The organism is Neobacillus bataviensis (assembly GCF_019969725.1).
In genome coordinates, this window is record NZ_JAHXYW010000008.1 from 235701 (window position 1) to 258612 (window position 22912).

Genomic DNA, 22912 nt, shown 5'->3' on the forward strand with positions numbered 1-22912 from the left:
ACAATTTCAGCTAATAATTTTTAAAGAGGTCCAGAGATACCTTGTCTGCGAATCATGATGAAGTGGGCTCCCATTAAACCTAAAAGAACACCTGGCAGGAAGAACACGTGAATCGCAAAGAATCGAGTTAACGTCTGCGCACCTACAATATGTTCATGTCCAGCTAGTAGAACCTTTACATAGGTACCAATGAACGGAGTTGCTTCAGCAATTTGCAGACCTACTTTTGTTGCAAACAACGCTTTCATATCCCAAGGTAATAAGTAACCTGTAAAACCTAAGCCCAGCATGACGAAGAAAATAAGTACTCCGACAACCCAGTTAAGCTCACGCGGCTTTTTATAAGCACCTTGGAAAAACACGCGCAATGTATGTAAAAACATCATTACAAGTACTAAGCTGGCTCCCCAGTGATGCATTCCACGTACGATTTGTCCAAATGCTACTTCATTTTGAAGGTAATAAACGGACTCCCATGCATTTTTAATATCCGGCACATAATACATAGTTAAAAACATACCGGAGAGAATTTGAATAACAGTAACAAAAAATGTCAGACCCCCAAAGCAATAAACAAACGCTGAAAAATGATGCGCCGGGTTAACATGCTCAGGTACTTCATGGTCTGCGATATCGCGCCACAGTGGCGTAATATCTAAACGTTCATCTACCCAATCGTAAATTTTGTTTAACAATGATTACGCCTCCTTCCGTGGTTCAGCTTTTCCTAGATATAGGAAACCGTCTTTTTCTTTGTAAGGATATACATCAAGCGGGTGAAGTGGTGGTGTACCCTTTACGTTTGTACCATCCTTCGTGTAACGGCCATAGTGGCATGGACAGAAGAATTGGTTTGGATGCTCCTTGTCCGTATTCCAGTTAACCGTACAGCCTAAGTGTTTACAAGTTGGTGATAGGGCAACAATCTTGTCCCCATTCTTATAAACCCAAGCAGTATTGGTTACTTCAGACTCATACCATGCATCCTTTTGCTTGAAGGTAAAGTCAACCCTTACTGGTTCATCGGTTATTTCAGAAACCTTTTGCTTTGTTGCGATAAAATTTCCGGCACCTTCAGTCTTCAATACTGGATCAACTGCAAATCTTACCATTGGCATCAACATTCCAGCTGCCATGAAACCGCCTACACCTGTTAAAGTATAGCTTAAGAATTGACGTCTTGAAACGCGCTCTTTACTCATGCTTATCCCCCCTCTATTAACGAATTTAAGTCCAGCGGACAAAAATTAAACACATATAAAACTAGGACATAACAATGATATATCAATCTGCATGCAAGGTCAATATCATACTATTTTAAAAACATATATTCTGGATAGTTTTACATATTTTCATGCCATTTTTGCGTAAAAAGAGGTAATAGCTGTTTGACTTGACTGTCGATAATCGTTAATTTTTGCGAATCACTCATATGTTCAAGCGGGATGGCCGGAAGCCAAATTAACGATCCCTTTAATTTTTCGGAGCTTTCTCTCCATTCAATTTCAGAGGTAATATAAAATACGTGTTTAAATTCACTCTGAAAAATGCTGTACTCCCAATTGAGCAGTTCATTAAAAACTTTTTCGGTACTATCATTTTTTAAGTATGTAAATGGCGGAAACAATACTATTCTTCCCGTAAATTGTCTTTCTATATGACTTGTTAATAAGGTGATAAATTCTGCAGCAGCAGCAGATTGCTTCATTTCCCCCCCAACTGAAACCGAATATAAAGGGACAACTGCGGTATCGACATACTCTTTTGCATTCAAGTAGGTCTCTACCTCTTGAGGTATCCATTTCATAGTTTGCACCAACCTTTAAGAATTCACTATTCCTATATTATCATTTTCTCCAAAAACAATAAAATAATAAAGAAGCAAAAGAAAAAAGAAGCCTGCTTTAACGCAGGCTTCCTTTTGGTTCAGACTGATTTAGTTTATTTAATTTTTCGGTTAACATTTTAAACGCTTTGCGATCTTGTTTATCAAGTGCTTCATCAATCATTTGGAGCAGCTTTTCGCGTTGAAAGCGTTCAATACTGTTTTGCAGCAGTTGTTCAGCAATTAATCCATCTTTCTCGTTAACCTGCAGATGTTTTGGTACAAATGGATTTTCTTCAAGGACTGCTGCATACTGGTGTGCTTGATTTGATGCATGGAAGTTTAATTGAATAAAAATATCTTCGTCCCGGTTAAGCCGAATATCATGAAAGGATTTTTCAGCATCAGTGGTCATGACATTTTCCTTATAAAAGCGAAATGGTACTTTATCTACACAATGGGTAGACATAATCAAACCTCGTGGACAATACTGTGCTTGCTCAACAAAATGAACCTTTTCCATAAGTTGATCGTGGCTCATTAAATAATTTAGAATCCAAACACATTCTCTTCTCTTAAGTTGATAATGATTTAAAAACCATCGTATAAAGTCCTTCTTCTCGTTGACAGAAACAGGGGTTGCCATGATAGTTTCCCTCCTCTGCAAAATCAGCTTTTTTAATCTTTTTTCGTTTTTAATGAGAATAACATTGCCTAATCTTTAAAATCTGTTAAACGTTCAACCAAGTCAAGGTATTCAAAATTGGTAGGATCCTTAATTAGCAGCTGTTTAAAAATTTCGGCAGCGAGGTCTGATTTTCCTTCCTCAACTAAAAAATATCCGTAATCTTGTAAAAATGCCTCATTGTTCTTAAAAAAAGTATATGCACTTTCATATTTGTCTAATGCGGATGAAAATTTCTCTAATTTCTCTAAAGCGAGGGCGGAATCCCATAAAAATTGGGGTTCTTCATCCTCAGCAATATCAAGGGCTGAAATTAAATCCAGCACATCCTCATGCCGCTCTTGTTGGAATAATAGCTTATTTAAGGTTAGAGCAGCCTCGGTAAAGCCAGGGTCTAAGGCTATTGCCTCACGAAAAAGCTGTTCTGCCTCCACAATTTTTCCAAGCTTAATAGCTATTTTGCCGCCATAGAAAAATAATTCTTTATTAAATTCGTCTTGTTTAATGCCTTCTTTAATTGCACGTATGCTATTTTCAAGCTCTTCTTCCCGCTCATATGCCATGGCAAGATGGAGGTAAAGTGAATGATACTCTGGGTCAAGTTCTTTTAATTCATTGAACTTCTCAATGGCAGTTCGGTTATAACCTGCCTGAAGCGCTGTAAAAGCATAGCCAAATAATGTGTTAATTTCTAACTTTTCATCCAGCGCTTTATCATAATAGACTAACGCTTCTTCAAAGAGGCCAGAAGTACTTAACAGGTCTGCCATTCTCTGGTGAATATTGACTCCGGCAATCTCACTTTCTTCTGTTAAAACCTTTTCATAAGCGGCCATGGCCTGCCTTATTTCGCCCTGTTCACTATAAAGCTCGCCCAGGGCAAAATCGATAATAATTTCATTAGGCAATATTTCCTTAGCCTTTAGAAGCTTATTTTCACAGACCTCATATAAACCTTGAACTTGGTATAGGTCCGCTAATAAAAGTAATGACTGACCAAAATTAGCATCGTGTTCTGAAATTTTTTCCAAAATGAGAATGGCTTCTTCCTCTTCCCCCGCTTCAATTAGAATCTCACCTAATAGTACAAGCAGTTCACCCTCCTCAGGGTACATTTCTAAAAGGTTCTCAACAAGTGCCTTTGCTTCATCGAGAAAACCATACTGATACAATTCTTCACTTAGAAGATATTTTTCATCAGGCATTCCGCTTTGTAATAAAACATTATATTCATTTAAGGCCTCATTATGTTGGCCGTTTTCTAACATAGAAATAATTTTATTAACTCTGTCCATTGACTTCTACCTCTTCCCCTAAATTTACAAAGAAAAATAAGCTGGGGTTCGCACTTTTACATGTTCTCCATATCCTGGTTTAAATAAAACCTCTTCCCCAGACCGAACAACCTTTCCTTTGTGAACTGTAACTACAAGTCTATCACCATGATAATGAAATAATTTCTGTTCATCAACATTCATGATTCCTCTTCCCTTTACATATAAATTATAGCTTATTTCAGTGCCATTCATAAGACTCGCCATATGGGGATAGAGTCCTAAATGATTTAATACATTGATTGAAAGCGGTAGGTCTTCTTCTAGCTCTTCGTAAAAAGCGGAAATTTTTTCATTTTCCATGATACTTTTCCATTTCGACAAAGTGAAGCCAGCTTCCTTCTTATTTGATGTAGAAATTATTGGAATTAATGGACTATTAAATGGAAACAAGGCTTCCCTGATCCATCCCCATGGCATATTGGCTAACTCCTCTGGACATTTTATTTCAACAAAAATGGCTGGTACTTTTTCTTTTTTGCATTTTCGGATAAATGACGGGGTTAAAAGGCGAACAGGGATTTTTACCGCAATGACAAAGTCAAGCGGGCTGCTGAGTAGTGTCAACTTCATTTCATTGATTCTTTCAATTAATTCATTTTCAAAGTTAACTTGGACAAATGTAATTAGAGCCGTGCATCCTTTTAATAAGAATTGGTCGATAAACATCGTTTTCAAATCCCGGAAGGAAGTATCAGGTGAGATTTTAGAATTTAACAGAACATAAGAGGGGGTCATGATATACGGTTCAGCATTCATTTTCATTAAACGATAATGCTTGGAACTGCTTTGAATTGACTCGATACGGTCTTCCCTAATGATGAGTGAACAGGTTGTTAACCGCTTATCTTTAAGGATATTGGCATTTTCAATGATATACATTGTCCACCACCCTTTAATATTCTCTTAAGACAAGCTATGCGAAAATTAACAAAACTATGACATACAAAAAAACTGCCGGATAGGCATTCAGATTATGATGTTTAATTAATTGATTGTCTCTGCTATCAGGCCTGTTGAAAAACCGAAAAAAAACTGCCGTAATGGCAGCTTTTAGTTTGTCAGGCTTTTTAAATGCTCAAAGAAATTAGGGTAGGAAACAGAGATAGCCTCTGGATTTTCAAGGAATACCTCACCATCACTGACTAGTGCTGCAATTGCCAGCATCATACCTATACGATGGTCACCATGGCTGGAGACGGTTCCACCATGTAGATTAGAATTACCATTAATTATCATTCCATCATCTGTCGCCTCTATTGATGCACCTAATTTTTTGAGTTCGTTGACAACGGTATCGATACGATTTGTCTCTTTTACCTTAAGTTCCTCCGCGTCTTTTATGATGGTTTTCCCCACGGCTTGTGTTGCCAAAAGAGCAATAATCGGAATTTCATCAATAAGCCTTGGAATTAAATCCCCTTCAATCACCGTTCCTTTTAGACTTGAAGTTCTTATAACGAGGTCACCGGCTGGTTCAAAGGAGTCGCTCTCATCTGAAATAATCTCTAAGTCAGCACCCATATTTTTAAGAACCTCAATAATACCGGTTCTAGTTGGGTTTAATCCTACATTTTTCAGCACGATTTCACTGCCTGGTACAATAGCCCCAGCGACCAAGAAGAACGCTGCAGAGGAAATATCCCCTGGAACGTGAATCGTAGCTCCTGTCAGCTTTTGACCGCCTTTAACCGAAATAATTTTATTCTCCTTTTCAATCACTCCGCCAAATTGACGAATCATTCTTTCAGTATGATCTCTAGTTTCAGAAGGTTCGATTATTTGAGTAATCCCTTCAGCCTGTAAACCAGCTAAAATAAGGGCAGATTTAACCTGGGCACTGGCAACCGGAAGTTCGTACTGAATTGGGTTTAACTTTCCTCCGCGAATGGATAATGGCGTATAGGAACCGCTTTTACGGCCATCAATCACAGCCCCCATTTTCGCTAATGGACCAGTAACCCTTGTCATCGGCCGTTTCCCAATAGAAGAATCACCTACTAGGGATGAGAAAAATGGTCTTCCGGCCAATATTCCCATCAATAAACGAATGGTTGTACCAGAGTTCCCTACGTCTAAGACATCTATTGGCTCTGTTAACCCCTCAAATCCATTTCCGCTGATTCGGATCTGGTTGTCTTCTTCCTCTATGGTTACCCCGAGCTTCCGAAAACAAGAAATCGTACTTAAACAATCCTCACCAGGCAGGAAATTAGTAATCTTTGTCTCACCGTGTGCTATGGAACCAAACATAACGGAACGGTGGGAGATAGATTTATCTCCAGGTATAGTTATTTCACCAATTAACCGATTTAGTTTCGTATTAAGTGTTATTGATTTCATGAAATCACCTTTTTAATTAATATAAATTAGGAACCAATGGATGTGGCGTAGCTTGAATAGGCTCGAATACAACGTTCAGCCCTATGCCGATCCTCTTCCGTTTGAAAACTAATCACCAGAACCCCATTAATATCTTCACGAGTTTCAAGGATTCGAATGTTTGTTATGCTAATCTTTTCTTTTGCTAAAAATCCTGTTATTTCGGAAATGATACCAGGGTAATCCGGTATGTCAACATACAAATCATAAAAGGCTGGAATTGCACCCTTTTCTTTTATCGGTAGTCCATCACGGAATTGCTTTGCTTGGTAAAAATAATCATAAATGGCAGTGCTATTTTCATTTTCTAAAAGCGTTTTAACCCATTCCATTTCGTCTTGCCAATGGTTTAACAAATCAATTAAATTTTCACGATTGTGTAAAAGGATGTCTTTCCACATCTCAGGACTGCTTGATGCAATACGGGTGATATCTCTAAATCCTCCTGCAGCGAGGCGGGGGATCAGGCTGTCTGCTTCCGACAATTTTTCAGTTTGGCGGACGATTGAGGCAGCAATGATATGTGGAAAATGACTGACAATCCCTGTAAGGTAATCGTGATTTTGCGGCGTAATGGTTAAGAACTTGGCATTAGTCCCCTTTAACCACTCTTTAAGTAACATCACCTTTGAATTTTCAACATACTCCCCGGGTGTTAATAGGTAAAAAGCATTTTCAAATAAAATTTCTTTTGCTGCCGACACACCACTTTTATGTGAACCAGCCATTGGATGTCCGCCAATAAAAGTGATTCCTTGTTCCTTTAAGCTGAAGGCGTTTTCGACAATTTTACTTTTCGTGCTTCCTGTATCCGTTACAATCACATCGGGGTTTAATGAAAGCTTTGAAAGTGATTGAATAATGGTTTTGGTATCATTGACTGGGGCCGCAATAATAATTAATTTAGCCTCTTTGGCCCCATCTTGTATATCAGCAGCAATTTCATCAATTACTCCGAGCATTTTGGCAAGTCTTGCTTGTTCACTATTGATGTCTAAGCCAATAATGGTTGCTTGTGGATGCTCTTTTTTTATACAAAGAGCCAAGGAACCACCTATTAGACCCAATCCAATGACGAAAACACGGCCATTCAAAAATAATTCCTCCCCCTAGACCAAAAGCCGTTCAGCGTTAATTCTCAGCCAGAAAATCACTTAATGCTTTTAGTACCCCTTCATTTTGTTCAGGAAGGCCCACCGTAATTCTAACTGAGGTTGGAAACCCTAACGCTTTGCCTGAACGAGTAATATATCCTCTTTCTAGTAAATATTGAAAAACCTTGTCACCATCCACTTTAAAATCGATTAATATAAAGTTGGTTTGTGATGGATAATAACTCAATTTATTTTCATCACAAAACGCATAAAATTGAGCAAGGCCTTGTCTATTTTTTTCTTTACATTCCAAAACAAATTCTTGATCTTTGATTGAAGCTACCGCTGCCAATTGGCCTAAAGAGTTAACATTAAACGGCTCTCTCGCAGGTTCTAGTGCTTTAATTATAGATGAATGTGCAACACCGTATCCAACCCTTAAGGCAGCAAGTCCGTAAATTTTTGAAAAAGTTCTAAGCACGATAACATTTTGATACTTGCGTGTTAGACTTATGGATTCATAATAGTCATCAGCAGCAACATATTCAAAATAAGCTTCATCAACAACCACTAAAATATGCTCTGGCACTCTATCTAAAAACGATGTTAATTTATTTTCTGGAATATATGTACCTGTTGGATTATTAGGACTGCATACCCAAATGACATTTGTTTGTTCATCAATTGCTTCCAGCATTGCTTCTAAATCATGATCACCATCTTTTAAAGGAATCTCTTTAATAATGGCTCCTTCTATAATTGCATTATGCTTATATTGTGAAAAAGTCGGCGTAGCCATTATCGTACTTGCATTTGGATGCAGCAGGGCTCTTGAAATCATTTGAATGATATTATCTGAACCATTTCCAAAAATCAGTTCATCCTCGCCCACTTCTAAAAATGCAGCAAGTTCTTCTCTTAAATTTGCTGCATAACCATCCGGATAAATAGCCAAATTGTTAGATAGCGATTGTATCGCTGGAAGTACCTTTTTAGAGCATCCGAACGGATTTTCATTTGATGCAAGCTTTACAATTTTATCAAGTTTGTATTGTTTCTTTACTGACTCTATTGGTCTTCCAGGCTGATAAGGAGTCAGTGTAAGTAATTGCTCTTTCCATCTCATATTATCCACCCCATTTGAATATTCTTTTATAATGCCAAACTATTATCAAGATCAGGTCTTAGAACCTTTGCTTCATTTAAATAAACATGGAAAATATCTTCCTGATTTTGATTTGTATTGACATGCATCATGATTCGGATGCACATTTTTAACGAATTCGGAACAGGGATTTCCCTCATACACATTACAGGTACGTAGGTCCACCCCTCAAATTTTCTCAAGGCCTTTGCAGGAAATGCTGCTGTAACGTCCTCTGTAGTAGAAATAAATACGGATGCGACGGTATCAGGTTGAATTTGATTCACCTCAATGATTTTAGCCAAAAGTTCTTCAGTAGCTGTAACAATTACCTCTTCAGTATTAGCTGTAACCGTCGTCGCTCCCCTCACCCCTCTGAACATGAAAAACCCTCCCTGTTTAAAAGCTTTTAAGCTCTTGTAATAATAATTTATCTGAAATCTCACGAAGAATCGGTGTGCCTAATTGCTCGAGCAAAACAAAACGAATTGTTTCACCGACAGATTTCTTATCCTGCTTCATCTTATTTATTAATTTATCGTATGATAAATGACCAGGGATTTTAGTTTCATACCCCAGCTTTTCTACCCAATTAATAAATTCCTTTAAATTGAATGAAAGTCCGAGCAGCTGCTGGCTTAATTTAATTGCGAAAATCATCCCAATCATTACGGATTCCCCATGAGTAAAATTCCCATAACCCATTTCGGACTCAATTGCGTGTCCCAGAGTGTGCCCTAGATTCAAATAAGCACGAACTCCTGTTTCACGTTCATCCTGACTAACAAATTCATTTTTAATTTTAATCCCTTTTATTAAACATTCAGATAGCTGTTCAATCGATAGCGTGTTTAAATCATGAACATTTCTTTGAAGCCAATCATAAAATTCCGCATCGAAAATTAAAGCATGTTTAATAACCTCAGCAAACCCAGAGCGAATTTCCTGTGCTGGTAATGTTTTTAGAAATTCTAAATCATAAAATACAGCCTCTGGCTGATGAAAGGCACCTATCATATTTTTCCCGAGTGGATGATTGATGGCCACTTTTCCGCCCACTGCACTATCATGAGCTAAAATAGTTGTCGGAATTTGTATGAAAGGAATTCCTCTCATAAATGAGGCAGCCACAAATCCTGACAAATCCCCCACTGCGCCGCCGCCAAATGACAAAATAAGCGACTTTCTGTCAAGTCGGTTTTCAAGAGCAGCTGACAATGCATTATAATAGACTTCGAATGTTTTGGCTTTTTCACCGCTGGGTGCAGTAAAAACAATAGGATCCCACGATGATAGAATGGTGAGTAACTTGTCAAGATGAAGTTTGGCTACAGTTTCATCTGTCATAATTAATATTCTTGTCAATTTTGGAAAATGATTGGATATAAATGATTCCAGGTCTTTTCGAACACCTTCTCCAACAAAGACATTATATTGTTTAGACTCTGTTTGGATGTGTATCTTTTCCATTAAAATTCCCTCGCATACTCACGCTGCCTTTTAATTTCTTCGGCAAAGGTTTCAAATCTATCACTATAAAATTGTTCAATAAGAGCATTAGCCAGTTCCCAAGCAACGACACTCTCAGCAACAACTGCAGCAGCTGGGACAGCGCAGCTGTCAGAGCGTTCAATACTGGCAGCAAACGGCTCTTTCGTTTCGATGTCAACACTCATTAACGGTTTGTAAAGAGTTGGAATTGGCTTCATTACTCCACGGACGACAATTGGCATTCCAGTTGTCATCCCGCCCTCAAAGCCGCCAAGGCGATTTGTTTTGCGGTAATACCCAAGGCCTGCTTCCCATCCAATCTCATCGTGAACTTCACTTCCAGGCTTTCTGGCAGCTTCGAATCCAATACCGAATTCGACACCCTTAAAAGCATTTATACTTACGATTGCACCAGCTAGTTTGGCATCTAATTTTCGATCATAATGAACATAACTGCCAACTCCGGCAGGCATGCCTGTTACGATAACTTCTACCACCCCGCCAATGGAGTCGCCATTTTTCTTAGCTTCATCAATTGCATCCATCATTTTTTGCTCCACATTTGTGTCGGCAACCCGAACAGGTGAATTTTCGGTCCGTTCCTTCAACATCTCTATTGATAGGGAATCATCAGCTTGGGCTTTAACTCCGCCAATTTCAACTACATGTCCAACGATATTTACGCCAACTAAAGATAGTAGTTTTTTGGCAACAGCACCAGCAGCAACTCTAACGGTTGTTTCGCGCGCAGATGAGCGTTCTAGCACATTCCTCATGTCACGATGACCGTATTTAATCGCACCATTTAAATCCGCATGTCCAGGTCGGGCTCGAGTTACTTTTCGTTTAATTTCGTCTTCCTGACCTTCTTCTAACGGTTCAGCCCCCATTATATTGGTCCAATGCTTCCAGTCATTGTTTTTGACGACTAATGCAATTGGTGATCCAAGGGTTTGTCCATGACGAACTCCTGAGACGATTTCGGCGGTATCTTTCTCGATCTGCATTCTTCTTCCACGGCCATACCCTTTTTGTCTTCTTGCAAGCTCCTCATTAATGTCTTCAGATAATATTGGCATCCCAGCAGGCAGACCTTCTAATATTGTCGTTAATTGTGGTCCATGGGATTCTCCAGCGGTTAAGTACCTCATTCCCATTCTCTTTCCCCCTTCAACTCATTAAAGATTTATGTATCAATATAACATATACAGCGAAATAAACATAGTGGAACTATTCCGAAAATAGAGATAAATTTTTTGTATGCGGATACAAAAAAGCACTTGTATCAATAATACAAGTGCCCAATCAAATTTAAATTAATAAATCCATTCGTTTACTAATTTTGTATACTCAACTAATCCAGCTTCTTTGAAGAATAAACCGATTTCACGCTCCGCGCTTGTAGGTGAATCAGAGCCATGAATTACATTTTTACCAACTGTCAGTCCAAAATCACCGCGAATGGTGCCAGGTGCTGCATCCTTTGGATTTGTAGAACCCATCATTTGTCGGGCAGTTGCAATTACGTTTTCTCCCTGCCATACCATAGCAAAAACAGGACCAGATGTAATGAAATCAACTAATTCACCAAAGAATGGACGTTCCTTGTGTTCACCGTAATGTTCTTCAGCTAGTTCGTTGGGAATATTCATTAATTTTGCACCAACTAATTGGAAACCCTTTTTTTCAAAACGCGCAACGATTTCACCGATTAAATTACGCTGTACACCGTCTGGTTTAACCATTAAAAATGTTTTTTCCATGAATTCCACTCCTAGTTCGTTATGTATCATGATTGTTACTTAAAACAATCCACGAAAATATTAACATTGTTTCGAATATTTGGCAAGCATATGCCAGCTAGAATTTCCGTCTCCCAATGAATTTGGCAATATCACGGAGCGTTTTTTTGGCTTTATTTTCTGGCAGCTCTTCTAATATAGCTAATGCCTTATCTAAATATAGGTCACTTAAGGCAATAGATTTTTCAATTGCACCAGACTGCTTGATCAGATTAATAATTGGGGCAATATCTAAAGGAGTCATATGTTCATTAACCTTTTCTATTTCCCTGCGAAACTTGTGGTTTTCCATTGCATACAGGGCCGGTGCAGTAATATTCCCTTGTAATAGGTCACTGCCTGCAGGCTTTCCCAAATCCTTTTCCGTTGCCGTGAAATCCAATATATCATCCGTTATCTGGAAGGACATACCTACATAATAGCCAAATCTGTATAGTTTTTGATGGATGGATTCTTCAACATCTGCTGCGATAGCACCCAGCTGGCAGCTAGAAGCGATTAACAGGGCTGTTTTTCGCTTAATTCTTCGGAGGTAATCCCGGAGATTTTGATTATAGCGGTATTTATCTTTAATTTGTTGAATTTCCCCGATCGTTACTTCAACAATCGTTTCTGCTAATATCTTATGAGCTAATGGTCTTTTAATATTGGTCATTAATTCAAGGGCGAGAGCAAACACAAAGTCACCCGTATACATAGCAGTCTTGTTATCCCATTTTGATTTAACGGTTGGCTTCCCTCGACGAAGATCAGCGTCATCAATGACATCATCGTGAACAAGTGATGCCATATGAATTAACTCTAGAGCAACGGCCACATTTTTCATTAATTCTATATTGTAATGACCAAATTTACCAGCAAGCAAAACAAAAACAGGACGAATTCTTTTTCCTCCGGCTTGTAATGTATGCATAGAAGCTTGTCTCAAAAGAATAGACTCTGATTGGATAGTCTCTTCTAGCGTTTTTTCAATTATGTTAATATCCGAATTCAAAAATGAATACATCATTTTTAATTTCATTTGTATTCACCCAGCTTTTCATCCTGTCTTTCTTACAATTAAATTAATTCTTTTTGCCAATATGAACAGCAGCTGCACCACCGCTGTAAGATTTATACATGACATCATTAAAGCCTGCCTGTTCAAACATACGTGCAAGCTCTTTCATCCCAGGAAAATCGCGTGCTGATTCTTGGAGCCATGAATATTCTTTGTAGCTTTTCGCAAATAACTTACCAAATACCGGCATAATAAAGCGAAAGTAAAAATAAAAAAGCTGCCTATACCCGATTAGTGTTGGCTGCGATGTTTCCAAACAAACGGCAATTCCACCTGGTTTTACAACCCGATGCATTTCTTTTAAAACCTGAAGGTAATCAGGAACGTTTCTAAGACCAAACCCAATTGTCACATAATCAAAACTATTATCCTCGAATGGAAGTTCCATCGCATTCCCATGAATTAGTTTTACCTGATTTAACTTAAGTTGTTTAACTTTTTCAATCCCAACATTCAACATATTTTGGCTAAAATCCAAGCCAGTAACTTCTCCAGACGGTCCAACTGCTTCTGCTAAGGCAATCGTCCAATCAGCAGTACCGCAGCAAACATCAAGCGCCTTTGAACCAGGCTGAACATTCATTCTCTTCATCGTGTCCTGCCGCCATTTGATGTGCTGCTGAAAACTGATAACAGAGTTCATTTTATCATAGCTGTCTGATATTTTTTCAAAAACATGATGAACTCGTTGTTCCTTCGATTGCTGCATATAATTTAACCTTCTTCCACAAAAGTTTTGGCATATGGCTTGTGCTGATTCAACAACATGTTAATTCTTTTTTCAAGTAAATCATTTAAGTAAGGAAGCTGCAATAGCCCTTTTTCAATGACCTTTTTTGAAACTTCAAGATAATGATCCACTATTTTCAATAACTGTTTTTGCTGCTCATTTGATAATTCTTTAATTTTAAATTCATTTATTGGAAAAATAATTCTTTTCAATGCATCGAATAAAACTGAGCCTTCTTTTTGTTCAAAATGCCGTTTTTCATTAAGAAGCCGTTTAAAAAAGAAAAGATTAGTAATAAAATCATTCCACAAATCGACTTTAAAATATTCAGATAGTTTAGCAAGTAATGCGCTTTCGACCACCTTAATACTTGCCATTACCTTTTCAATCCCCTCAGATTCATGATGATAGACAGAAATCTTATGCTCATTTACTTCTTTAATCCCTTGGGAAAGGGCTTTGATCATCAAAATATCCTCTGAATCCGCGAGAAGCTTATAATATAAACCGCTAAAATAATCTCCAGCTAAAACAGTCAGCTGGCGACTTTTTTCAGCCTCTGGTGAATTTATTATATGTTCATGGGTATCAAGGGCGATTTGAATTAACATGGTGGACAATGCATAGTTCTCTAATTCACTGAAGGAAAGGTCCAGACGGTCCATGATAGAAATAAGGATAAGCAGCTTATCCTCGTCAATCACCGGAATATTAATATATTTGAGCAAGAATGCATCAAAAACACTTTTTTCAACCTTCTCTAGAATTACTGCAAATTTTTGTTGAATATCTTGCATCCTAATCACCCTTGCTTCCCCGAAGTAATATATCTATATGTATTCTTATTTCCTATCCGCAAAGTAAAATTCATGCTCCAAAATGAAAAAGAATCTTTTTGTTATTAAAACAAGCCAAACATGATTATAACACAAAAGACGTGCGATGAGCAGGAAATCACAAATTAATAGGAAATAGTCTTGCTTATTTCTTCATTTCGCTTTCAACCTGGCCATATTGGGTTAGGATTGTTGCATTACCCCTTATTTTTATTGCGGATGTATGCTCGGTAAATTGGGCGATTAAAACCTCACCTTTATCAAGCTTCTCTGAATGATGAAATCTTGTATCAGATCCCCGCGTTAAACCAATGACGCTTACACCATCATCAAGCGCCTTAATAACCACATATTCACTATTTTGTGAATTGCGCTTTTCTTCCACATTACCACCCCTTATTATGAATGCTTAATATTTTATTAATGAAAGTACTTCTGACCGGGCAATGGAATCATCGGCAAGGTTTCCACGTACGGCGGTTGTAACTGTTTTTGAACCTGGCTTTTTCACACCGCGCATCGTCATACACATATGCTCTGCTTCCACTACAACCATAACACCATGCGGCTCTAATTTCTCCATTATGCTGTCTGCTATTGTTGCTGTAATTCTTTCTTGGAGCTGCGGTCTTTTCGCAACGGCCTCTACAGCTCTTGCTAATTTACTTAGACCAGTAACACGGCCATTTTTTGGAATATACGCCACATGGGCTTTGCCAAAGAAGGGGACTAAATGGTGTTCACACATCGAATAAAACGGAATATCCTTCACCAAAACTAACTCTTCGTGGTCCTCACTGAAGATAGTCTCAAAATGAACTTTCGGATCCTCGTTTAATCCGCTGAATACTTCTTCATACATTTTTGCCACACGTTTAGGTGTATCAAGCAGGCCTTCTCGATTTGGGTCCTCACCAATAGCTTCTAATATCAAACGTACCGCCTCTTCAATTTGGGCACGGTTCACTTCTGTCATACTGAATTCCTCCTATGTCCGTCAAAAATAAAATGACAAATACATATTAGCATAATCAGTAAACTTCAAGCAAAAAATAGAAAAAGGCCATGGAATTTCACCATGACCTTAGCTCTTAAGCGTTCGCTTAAAGCAATAAATTTATGTAATTATTTTACTGCGTCTTTAAGCGCTTTACCTGGTTTGAAAGCTGGTACTTTGCTAGCAGCGATTTCGATTTCATCACCTGTTTGAGGGTTACGACCTTTACGCGCTGCGCGCTCACGTACTTCAAAGTTACCAAAACCGATTAATTGGACTTTATCACCATTTTTTAAAGCATCTAAGATCGCATCAAAAACAGCATCAACTGCTTTTGTAGCGTCCTTCTTAGAAAGCTCGCTAGCTTCAGCTACTGCATTAATAAGTTCTGTCTTGTTCATGCCATTCACCTCCTCCCAAAGAAATTATCAAGATTCGTAAATAAGATTACTTATCTACATTTCTAAACAATTTTTCTAATTTCTATACGTCATAGCAAGGTTTTCTTACTAAAGTTATACAAATTTGCCACTTTTATGGCTTAAATCTATTTTTTTAATAAAAAACCTTGTGAAATAAAGGTTTCAAGCACTATAACGTAATTCTGTTAAAAGATTATCATAATCAAAACCGCATAGCAAGAACATTTCATGAAATTATGGTAATCTTTTCTTTGGTTCTACAAAATTCCACTTTGCTGGGTTAATATTCCATATTTTTTAGCGAAAAATAGATCCTATGGTAAACTTAGATGTTGATTTGCGCTTCAGGCGCTTCGCTTTCCGCAGGCGGTCCGAGGAGCCTTCGCGCCTTCCGCTCCAATCAACAATGTTAACAAATTAACTTTTGACTTTAACACAAAAAAAAGACTCCAGGTTGGGAGTCCATAGCTTAAAGGATGATGGCAATTAGACCGCCAGAACCTTCGTTTATAATTCTTTCTAGTGTTTCTTTTAGTTTATATCTGGCGTTCTCTGGCATTAAGGAAAGTTTTGCGTGGATGCCTTCACGGACAATGGAGCTTAGGCTGCGCCCAAATATATCTGAATTCCAAATTGACAGCGGGTCATCCTCAAAGTCCTGCATTAAGTAACGGACAAGCTCCTCACTTTGCTTCTCTGTGCCAATGATTGGGGCAAACTCAGACTCAACATCGACTTTTATCATATGAATCGAAGGTGCTACAGCCTTTAATCTCACTCCAAAGCGGGCACCCTGGCGAATAATTTCAGGCTCCTCAAGGCTCATATCCGAAAGTGTAGGAGAGGCAATGCCGTACCCAGTCTGCTTCACCATCTTTAAGGCGTCAGAAATGTGATCGTACTCTCCTTTTGCATGGGCGAAATCCTGCATAAGCTCCAGGAGGTGATCCTTACCTCTAATTTCAACTCCGACGATTTCTTTTAATATATCATCATATAATTCATCAGGTGCGATTAAATCGATTTCAGCAATACCTGAACCCATTTCAACTCCGGCGAGCCCAGCTCTTTCAATATATTCAAAGTCACTGAATTGCTGTACCACCCGGTCCACATCTCTTAATCTCTTGATATCTTTTACCGTTTCTTTAACTGCTTCTTGATAGCTTTCACGAAGCCAATGATTTTCCCTTAACACCATGACCCAGCTTGGAAGATTTACATTCACCTCTAGGACAGGGAATTCATAGAGTGCTTCGCGAAGGACATTGAGAACATCACTTTCGCGCATGCTTTCCACACTCATTGCGATGACAGGAATATCATATTTTTCAGCTAAACTGGATCTTAACGTTTCTGTACTTGGATGGTAAGGCTGCGCACTGTTTACCACCATAATAAATGGTTTTCCTACTTCCTTCAGCTCTTCGATGACTCTTTCCTCTGCCTCTATATAATTGCTTCTAGGGATTTCGCCAATAGATCCATCCGTTGTAACGACAACCCCAATGGTGGAATGCTCTTGGATTACTTTTCTTGTACCAATTTCTGCTGCTTCATGGAATGGAATTGGCTCCTCGTACCATGGAGTATTAATCATCCTTGGTCCATTTTCATCTTCATAGCCTTTTGCACCTGGAACCGTATAGCCAACACAGTCCACAAGCCTAATATTCACATTTAAGCCCTCATCAACATGAACAGTAGCCGCCTGATTCGGTACAAATTTCGGTTCTGTTGTCATAATGGTTTTCCCGGCAGCACTTTGTGGAAGCTCATCGAGTGCCCTGGATCTTTCTGCTTCACTGCTTATATTCGGTAAAACAACAAGCTCCATAAATTTTTTAATAAACGTAGATTTTCCTGTTCGTACTGCTCCTACTACTCCTAAATAAATATCGCCGCCTGTTCTTTCGGCGATATCTTTAAATAAGTCGACCTTTTCCAAGTGATCCCCTCCCGATCATTGAGTAAAGTGGGATAATTTCATCCATTTAGGTATTTTTGGACAGTATATGTTTATGATGTTGTCCTATCTTGTTATGACTCTTTTTTAAAAATTTTTCCCCCTTCTTAAAATTTCCACGATTTAATTAACTATCTGTAGTGTCTGAACGTTTGAATTTATGGAGGGTTTCTATCTATAGTCACGGATATAGGCTAAATGCCATATCTAATTTATTAAGCAAAAAAACCCTTCTCCTAAAATATATTTCATAGGAAAAGGGTTATGACAATTTTTAAAAGCGGAAGCGCCTTGCCCAGCCGCTGGAGCTAGATAATTTTATTTTTCCAGGAATACAGGCTCCTTCGTTTTTTCATCCACGGTATATGGCAAGGAATAGGCAGGAACAAACATCGAATCATTTACCAAGATCGAGCGGATATCCTCTCCTGGTTTAAGCTGCGTATCTGTCTTTTGAAGGGCCCGAAAAAGGTCAGGCCGGTAATCCACAAATACTTCGGCATTGCCGGTTATGACAAAGGAAAGATTTTGATTTGTAAAAGGACTAACAGCATAAGGTGCCTTCTCATACCCTAGCTTTTTGTAATCCAAAGAAAACACATTTTTAGCAATTTGTTCTTTATAGGGAGGGTAGCCCTTTGCTTTAATTCTTAAATTAATATCACGGATTGTTTCTGTAATCCGTAAATCCAATAACTTAACAGTTGGATTGGTTTCTACATCCACAAGAACGTATTGGAAAATACCGCCGTTTTCATAAGCATTTCCCGGAGGCTCCGACAGATATTTTGGTGTGATTTTTTTGAAATCAATTGGATATTTCTGATAAATGGGAGTTTCAGCTTCCTTTGTTTTGATTGGAAGGATACCGCCATTATCCTTTTTAAAATCATCTACAGCTGTTTGAACCGCTTGGATTTGATCTTTATATGGGATTTGATTTTTTGCTAACTCTTCTTTCGGATACATACAACCAGATAATAAAAAAACAATAAGGACAAAAAATAATCCATGGACTTTCCATTTCATGACAATCACCTTTATACTATGTATTTGATCAATTATGTGAAGAAAACAATAAGAAGCGTAAGTCCAGCAATAATCATAAATATATACGCCAGAATGGCTGACAAGAGCCGAAATATGCCCTTAAGCTTATATCTGCTGAAATATATGGTGATTATCGCAAGGAACATCAGAGCCATGCCAGCAATTGAAATCCACATTTTTAACATTCCTGGTGACAAACATAATTCCCCCTTTTTTTCGAAAGTTATTATACCATAGCTTGGCCAATACATGAAAAATAAAAAAACTGAAGTAAAGAGGGGCGATTTCTTTACTTCAGTCTACTGGACTAAATAACCCATACTCCAGGCGTCATACTACCAAGTTACTTCGTTGCATTGTATGCAAAGAAAGTAAAAAGCGTATCATCTAAAGCCTATTTTCTTTTTGAAAAAGCACATTTTTAGTTTTCAAAGGTTCTTTCATCTAAAACATTAACTAAATCTTCCATTTCATGAGTTCTTCCACGTGCCATTAATACATCAACTGCATCTTTTGCCTCTTTCCCATTAAAAAGAACATCATAAAGGGCAGATGTAATTGGCATTTTGACCTCATATTTTTGGGCCAGCTGATAGGCTGCTTTGGTTGTCCTGACCCCTTCCACGACCATTCCCATATTGTCAAGTACCTCATCCAGCGTTTTTCCTTTACCTAACAAATTTCCGGCTCTCCAGTTTCTCGAATGAACACTTGTACAGGTAACAATTAAATCGCCGATTCCGGCTAATCCGGAAAAAGTGAGGGGATTTGCCCCCATTTTTGTACCTAGTCGTGCAATTTCAGCTAATCCTCTTGTCATGAGAGCAGCTTTGGCATTGTCCCCATATCCAAGTCCATCGGTAATACCTGCAGCAAGGGCAATGATATTCTTTAGGGCACCGCCAATTTCAACGCCAATAACGTCAGAATTCGTATAAACACGGAAATTGTGATTTATAAAAAGATCCTGAATTTTTTCTGCGGCAGCCATATTTTCCGAAGCAACTGTAACAGTTGTAGGATGGCGCAGGCTTACTTCTTCTGCATGACTTGGCCCCGAAAGAACTACAACGTCGTTTAATAGCTCACCAGGCATTTCTTCTTTAATCATTTCAGTAATGCGCAATAAAGAATCAGGTTCAATTCCTTTGCTGACATGCGCAATCGTTATAGGTTCTCGTAAAACAGCACGGATTTTTCCTAGGACCTCTCGAATAGCTTTAGTTGGAACCGCCAAAATGACAGTTTCTATCCCAATCAGCACATCATTCAAAGAACCATATCCAACAATTCGTTCAGGCAAGTCAACTCCAGGCAAATACTTTTTATTTGTATGATTTTCATTTATTTCCTTTACCTGATCATCATTATGGCTCCAAAGACGGACTTCATGAGAATTGTCAGCTAATACCATTGCAAGTGCTGTTCCCCAGCTCCCTGCCCCTAACACAGCTACAGCTTCTTTTTTTTCTTGCATGGCCATCACACCACCTCATCATTATTTTCTTTCTCTTGCATAAATTTTGATAGGTGTTCCCTCAAACCCAAAAGCATCTCTTATCCTATTTTCTAAAAAGCGCTCATAAGAAAAATGCAGTAATTCAGGTTCATTCACAAATACAACAAAGGTTGGAGGTTTTACGGCTACTTGGGTAGTATAATAAATTTTCAACCGTTTACCCTTATCAGTTGGAGTAGGATTCATAGCAACCGCATCCATAATAATGTCATTTAATACACTCGTTTCAACCCTCATTGAATGGTTTTCACTCGCAGTATTAATCATCGGAAGAAGAGTATGGATTCGTTTTTTCGTTTTTGCCGATAAATACACAATCGGAGCATAGCTAAGGAATAAGAAATGATCCCTAATTTTTTGCTCAAGCTCGTTCATGGTCTTCTCATCTTTTTCAATAGCATCCCACTTATTTACGACAATGACAACTGCTCGTCCTGCCTCATGGGCATAACCGGCAATTTTCTTATCCTGTTCAATAATTCCTTCCTCGGCATTAATGACAACAAGAACAACATCCGATCTTTCTATTGCTCTGAGTGCACGAAGTACACTATATTTTTCGGTACTTTCATACACTTTTCCTTTTTTTCGAATACCTGCAGTATCTATTATGACATATTTTTGACCATTGTACGTATATGGAGAATCGACGGCATCACGTGTAGTCCCGGCAATATTGCTGACGATAACCCGTTCTTCACCAAGAATAGCATTTACTAAAGAAGATTTCCCAACGTTCGGTCGGCCAATTAAGGAAAACTTAATGGTTTCTTCATCGTAATCCATTTGCTTATCTTTAGGAAAGTGTTTTGCTGCCTCATCCAATAGATCCCCGAGTCCTAAGCCATGAGAACCAGAAACCGGAATAGGTTCACCAAAACCAAGCGCATAGAAATCATAAATCTGCTCACGCATCTCTGGATTATCAATTTTATTAACTCCTAAAACAATCGGTTTTTTTGATTTGTATAAAATTTTTGCAACCTCTTCATCAGCAGCAGTTACTCCTTCTCTTCCATTGGTTAAGAAGATAATTACATCAGCTTCATCGATTGCTACCTCTGCCTGTTGGCGAATTTGCTCTAAAAACGGTTCATCGCCAATATCAATACCTCCAGTATCGATTACATTAAATTCATGTGTCAGCCATTCTCCAGAACTATAAATTCGATCTCGGGTTACTCCGGGAATATCCTCAACAATGGAAACTCGTTCCCCGACTATTCGATTAAAAATTGTAGACTTTCCAACGTTGGGCCGTCCAACAATGGCAATAACAGGTTTCACCATTATGATCGCCATCCTTTCTATCCTTATATTAAAAATCTAAATTGTTCATTTATCCTAATAACAAATGAATTGACTAATACGAAGAAATAAACCCTTCTTTGTTTAGAAGGGTCTAACTTCAATAGTTTAGCAAATGTTAAAGGTTTCCCGCAATGATAAGCTTAACAAGTTTCAATTTCATGATGATTTTTGTTTTGCTTTTTCAAAAAAATGAAAATGATTTTGGAAAAACGTTCCAGAATTTTCAAGAATACTCCAGACAGACAGTAATGCAGCAATTAAAGAACATGCATCTAAATAAGCAAATGCACCGATGGGATAAGGAAAATCGTATTTACTTAAAATAAATGCATATAAAAATTCTCCCTGCATTGTGCCGCAGATGACTATTAATAACCTTCCTTTTAAGTTTTTCTGCAAAAGGATGGCTAAATAGCCAATCACTATCCCCATCATCCATTCTTTTTTGAAAATAATCCAAACAGGATCAAAAATCTCAAATAAATGGAAGGTCACATAGGCAATTGAAACAATTAAAGCTCCTACAAACAGGTAGAATAGTGCACCAAGTTTTTCTTGTCCTAAAAATAAATAGGAGAAAATTAATAATAATAAACCACTACTATAGATTTCCATGCTGCCAATGAAGAAATGATAATTTGAAAAGATAATAATTATAAGAACAATTGCGGAAAGTTTTAAACGATAGGGATTTTGCTTTTCCATTATAAAGGTTAAATAAACCCAAAACGTCCAATAAATCCAATAAAACATTGTCCCTTCCACTACACACACCTCCTATTATTTTCATTATTGGTAATCCTTATGTACTTTCATACTTGTTCGCATAATATTTTCGTTCGTGATTCATCTTAAAAAGAGGAGGTGTGGATATTGGGAAAAGACCGCCAAGAAAAAAAGCTTAAGGCAAGCAGAAGGGTTGAATCAGATCGTGATCAGGCTTTACACTACCCTGGTGCAACAAAATTATCAAGCCCTGAGGAAGCACGGGGTTTGAATGATGGTAAAAGATAAATAAGAATAGCGTAAGCGCCTTGGTCAGCCCCGACAAGAAACCTTGAGGGGCTGGGCGCTGGAGCAGGACAATTCGCAAAGTCGAAATTTATACATTCTTATTCAACAAAAAAGCTCTCGCGGTTTGAACTGACCCAATAAAGTTAGACAAAAAGTTTAGGCTGCTTTCAAGACCTGAGTCCGGTATTCGACTGGACTTAGGTCTTTTAATTTTGCCTTCATTCGTTTGTGATTGTAATAATAAATATAT

Annotated in this window: 27 protein-coding genes; 1 reads left to right on the top strand and 26 read right to left on the bottom strand. The window is 38.2% G+C overall.

Going from position 1 to position 22912, the window contains the following annotated elements:
• Positions 1-20 precede the first annotated feature (20 nt).
• From qcrB to LC455_RS20490, 25 genes are all read right to left on the bottom strand, one after another.
• Complete coding sequence (gene qcrB, locus LC455_RS20370) at positions 21-695, bottom strand: menaquinol-cytochrome c reductase cytochrome b subunit (protein ID WP_223593471.1); 675 nt, start codon at positions 693-695, stop codon at positions 21-23.
• A 3-nt stretch (positions 696-698) separates the two neighbouring features.
• Positions 699-1202 carry a ubiquinol-cytochrome c reductase iron-sulfur subunit gene (locus tag LC455_RS20375; RefSeq protein ID WP_263297852.1) on the bottom strand — a complete coding sequence of 168 codons (504 nt, stop codon included), beginning with the start codon at positions 1200-1202 and terminating at the stop codon, positions 699-701.
• Positions 1203-1342: 140 nt separating this feature from the next.
• Complete coding sequence (locus LC455_RS20380) at positions 1343-1807, bottom strand: YpiF family protein (protein ID WP_223593472.1); 465 nt, start codon at positions 1805-1807, stop codon at positions 1343-1345.
• A gap of 97 nt (positions 1808-1904) precedes the next feature.
• Positions 1905-2471: a ReoY family proteolytic degradation factor gene (locus tag LC455_RS20385; RefSeq protein WP_223593474.1), complete on the bottom strand. Its 567-nt coding sequence runs from the start codon at positions 2469-2471 to the stop codon at positions 1905-1907.
• Between the two features lie 68 nt (positions 2472-2539).
• A complete protein-coding gene (locus LC455_RS20390) occupies positions 2540-3805 on the bottom strand; it encodes a tetratricopeptide repeat protein (RefSeq protein ID WP_223593476.1) in 1266 nt (421 codons plus the stop codon).
• Between the two features lie 24 nt (positions 3806-3829).
• A complete protein-coding gene (locus LC455_RS20395) occupies positions 3830-4726 on the bottom strand; it encodes a hypothetical protein (protein ID WP_223593478.1) in 897 nt (298 codons plus the stop codon).
• Between the two features lie 171 nt (positions 4727-4897).
• Positions 4898-6187 (bottom strand): 3-phosphoshikimate 1-carboxyvinyltransferase, encoded by a 1290-nt coding sequence (gene aroA, locus LC455_RS20400; RefSeq protein WP_223593480.1) that lies wholly within the window; start codon positions 6185-6187, stop codon positions 4898-4900.
• A gap of 26 nt (positions 6188-6213) precedes the next feature.
• Positions 6214-7320 (bottom strand): prephenate dehydrogenase, encoded by a 1107-nt coding sequence (locus tag LC455_RS20405; RefSeq protein WP_223593482.1) that lies wholly within the window; start codon positions 7318-7320, stop codon positions 6214-6216.
• Between the two features lie 37 nt (positions 7321-7357).
• Positions 7358-8446 (bottom strand): histidinol-phosphate transaminase, encoded by a 1089-nt coding sequence (gene hisC / locus LC455_RS20410; protein WP_223593483.1) that lies wholly within the window; start codon positions 8444-8446, stop codon positions 7358-7360.
• 26 nt (positions 8447-8472) lie between these two features.
• Positions 8473-8847 carry a chorismate mutase gene (aroH, locus tag LC455_RS20415; protein WP_223593484.1) on the bottom strand — a complete coding sequence of 125 codons (375 nt, stop codon included), beginning with the start codon at positions 8845-8847 and terminating at the stop codon, positions 8473-8475.
• A 16-nt stretch (positions 8848-8863) separates the two neighbouring features.
• Positions 8864-9934 (bottom strand): 3-dehydroquinate synthase, encoded by a 1071-nt coding sequence (gene aroB / locus LC455_RS20420; protein ID WP_223593485.1) that lies wholly within the window; start codon positions 9932-9934, stop codon positions 8864-8866.
• Positions 9934-11106 (bottom strand): chorismate synthase, encoded by a 1173-nt coding sequence (gene aroC, locus LC455_RS20425; RefSeq protein ID WP_223593529.1) that lies wholly within the window; start codon positions 11104-11106, stop codon positions 9934-9936. Before aroC ends, aroB begins: the two co-directional genes overlap by 1 nt.
• Before the next feature lie 165 nt (positions 11107-11271).
• Positions 11272-11718 (bottom strand): nucleoside-diphosphate kinase, encoded by a 447-nt coding sequence (ndk, locus tag LC455_RS20430; RefSeq protein WP_223593486.1) that lies wholly within the window; start codon positions 11716-11718, stop codon positions 11272-11274.
• Positions 11719-11815: 97 nt separating this feature from the next.
• Positions 11816-12778 (bottom strand): heptaprenyl diphosphate synthase component II, encoded by a 963-nt coding sequence (gene hepT / locus LC455_RS20435; protein ID WP_223593487.1) that lies wholly within the window; start codon positions 12776-12778, stop codon positions 11816-11818.
• Between the two features lie 43 nt (positions 12779-12821).
• Entirely contained in the window at positions 12822-13526 is a 705-nt protein-coding gene (locus LC455_RS20440) for a demethylmenaquinone methyltransferase (protein WP_223593489.1), read from the bottom strand.
• A 5-nt stretch (positions 13527-13531) separates the two neighbouring features.
• Positions 13532-14344: a heptaprenyl diphosphate synthase component 1 gene (locus LC455_RS20445; RefSeq protein WP_223593491.1), complete on the bottom strand. Its 813-nt coding sequence runs from the start codon at positions 14342-14344 to the stop codon at positions 13532-13534.
• 184 nt (positions 14345-14528) lie between these two features.
• A complete protein-coding gene (gene mtrB, locus LC455_RS20450; protein ID WP_223593493.1) occupies positions 14529-14768 on the bottom strand; it encodes a trp RNA-binding attenuation protein MtrB in 240 nt (79 codons plus the stop codon).
• Positions 14769-14792: 24 nt separating this feature from the next.
• A complete protein-coding gene (gene folE, locus LC455_RS20455; protein WP_223593495.1) occupies positions 14793-15359 on the bottom strand; it encodes a GTP cyclohydrolase I FolE in 567 nt (188 codons plus the stop codon).
• A gap of 149 nt (positions 15360-15508) precedes the next feature.
• Entirely contained in the window at positions 15509-15781 is a 273-nt protein-coding gene (locus tag LC455_RS20460; protein WP_007084878.1) for an HU family DNA-binding protein, read from the bottom strand.
• A 490-nt stretch (positions 15782-16271) separates the two neighbouring features.
• Entirely contained in the window at positions 16272-17750 is a 1479-nt protein-coding gene (gene spoIVA / locus LC455_RS20465) for a stage IV sporulation protein A (protein ID WP_223593497.1), read from the bottom strand.
• A 336-nt stretch (positions 17751-18086) separates the two neighbouring features.
• Positions 18087-18797: a hypothetical protein gene (locus LC455_RS20470; protein WP_223593499.1), complete on the bottom strand. Its 711-nt coding sequence runs from the start codon at positions 18795-18797 to the stop codon at positions 18087-18089.
• A 32-nt stretch (positions 18798-18829) separates the two neighbouring features.
• Complete coding sequence (locus LC455_RS20475) at positions 18830-19015, bottom strand: DUF2768 domain-containing protein (RefSeq protein WP_223593501.1); 186 nt, start codon at positions 19013-19015, stop codon at positions 18830-18832.
• A 224-nt stretch (positions 19016-19239) separates the two neighbouring features.
• Positions 19240-20295, bottom strand: a complete 1056-nt coding sequence (locus LC455_RS20480) for an NAD(P)H-dependent glycerol-3-phosphate dehydrogenase (protein ID WP_223593503.1) — start codon at positions 20293-20295, stop codon at positions 19240-19242.
• Between the two features lie 21 nt (positions 20296-20316).
• A complete protein-coding gene (gene der, locus LC455_RS20485; protein ID WP_223593505.1) occupies positions 20317-21627 on the bottom strand; it encodes a ribosome biogenesis GTPase Der in 1311 nt (436 codons plus the stop codon).
• Between the two features lie 177 nt (positions 21628-21804).
• Positions 21805-22413, bottom strand: a complete 609-nt coding sequence (locus LC455_RS20490) for a YphA family membrane protein (protein WP_223593507.1) — start codon at positions 22411-22413, stop codon at positions 21805-21807.
• Between the two features lie 108 nt (positions 22414-22521).
• On the opposite strand from LC455_RS20490, the gene LC455_RS20495 reads away from it, so the two are divergent.
• Complete coding sequence (locus tag LC455_RS20495) at positions 22522-22662, top strand: YpzI family protein (RefSeq protein WP_007084885.1); 141 nt, start codon at positions 22522-22524, stop codon at positions 22660-22662.
• A gap of 156 nt (positions 22663-22818) precedes the next feature.
• Here LC455_RS20495 and LC455_RS20500 read toward each other — a convergent pair.
• On the bottom strand, positions 22819-22912 hold a 94-nt coding region (locus LC455_RS20500; RefSeq protein WP_223593531.1), incomplete at its 5' end, for an IS3 family transposase.

Coding starts and splice junctions, on each gene's coding strand:
- hepT (WP_223593487.1), bottom strand. CDS start 12,778: ATGAAATTAAAAATGATGTATTCATTTTTGAATTCGGATATTAACATA.
- ndk (WP_223593486.1), bottom strand. CDS start 11,718: ATGGAAAAAACATTTTTAATGGTTAAACCAGACGGTGTACAGCGTAAT.
- LC455_RS20445 (WP_223593491.1), bottom strand. CDS start 14,344: ATGCAAGATATTCAACAAAAATTTGCAGTAATTCTAGAGAAGGTTGAA.
- LC455_RS20460 (WP_007084878.1), bottom strand. CDS start 15,781: ATGAACAAGACAGAACTTATTAATGCAGTAGCTGAAGCTAGCGAGCTT.
- LC455_RS20390 (WP_223593476.1), bottom strand. CDS start 3,805: ATGGACAGAGTTAATAAAATTATTTCTATGTTAGAAAACGGCCAACAT.
- LC455_RS20440 (WP_223593489.1), bottom strand. CDS start 13,526: ATGCAGCAATCGAAGGAACAACGAGTTCATCATGTTTTTGAAAAAATA.
- aroH (WP_223593484.1), bottom strand. CDS start 8,847: ATGTTCAGAGGGGTGAGGGGAGCGACGACGGTTACAGCTAATACTGAA.
- aroB (WP_223593485.1), bottom strand. CDS start 9,934: ATGGAAAAGATACACATCCAAACAGAGTCTAAACAATATAATGTCTTT.
- LC455_RS20380 (WP_223593472.1), bottom strand. CDS start 1,807: ATGAAATGGATACCTCAAGAGGTAGAGACCTACTTGAATGCAAAAGAG.
- aroC (WP_223593529.1), bottom strand. CDS start 11,106: ATGAGGTACTTAACCGCTGGAGAATCCCATGGACCACAATTAACGACA.
- aroA (WP_223593480.1), bottom strand. CDS start 6,187: ATGAAATCAATAACACTTAATACGAAACTAAATCGGTTAATTGGTGAA.
- LC455_RS20375 (WP_263297852.1), bottom strand. CDS start 1,202: ATGAGTAAAGAGCGCGTTTCAAGACGTCAATTCTTAAGCTATACTTTA.
- LC455_RS20480 (WP_223593503.1), bottom strand. CDS start 20,295: ATGCAAGAAAAAAAAGAAGCTGTAGCTGTGTTAGGGGCAGGGAGCTGG.
- LC455_RS20395 (WP_223593478.1), bottom strand. CDS start 4,726: ATGTATATCATTGAAAATGCCAATATCCTTAAAGATAAGCGGTTAACA.
- der (WP_223593505.1), bottom strand. CDS start 21,627: ATGGTGAAACCTGTTATTGCCATTGTTGGACGGCCCAACGTTGGAAAG.
- hisC (WP_223593483.1), bottom strand. CDS start 8,446: ATGAGATGGAAAGAGCAATTACTTACACTGACTCCTTATCAGCCTGGA.
- LC455_RS20385 (WP_223593474.1), bottom strand. CDS start 2,471: ATGGCAACCCCTGTTTCTGTCAACGAGAAGAAGGACTTTATACGATGG.
- folE (WP_223593495.1), bottom strand. CDS start 15,359: ATGACAGAAGTGAACCGTGCCCAAATTGAAGAGGCGGTACGTTTGATA.
- LC455_RS20470 (WP_223593499.1), bottom strand. CDS start 18,797: ATGAAATGGAAAGTCCATGGATTATTTTTTGTCCTTATTGTTTTTTTA.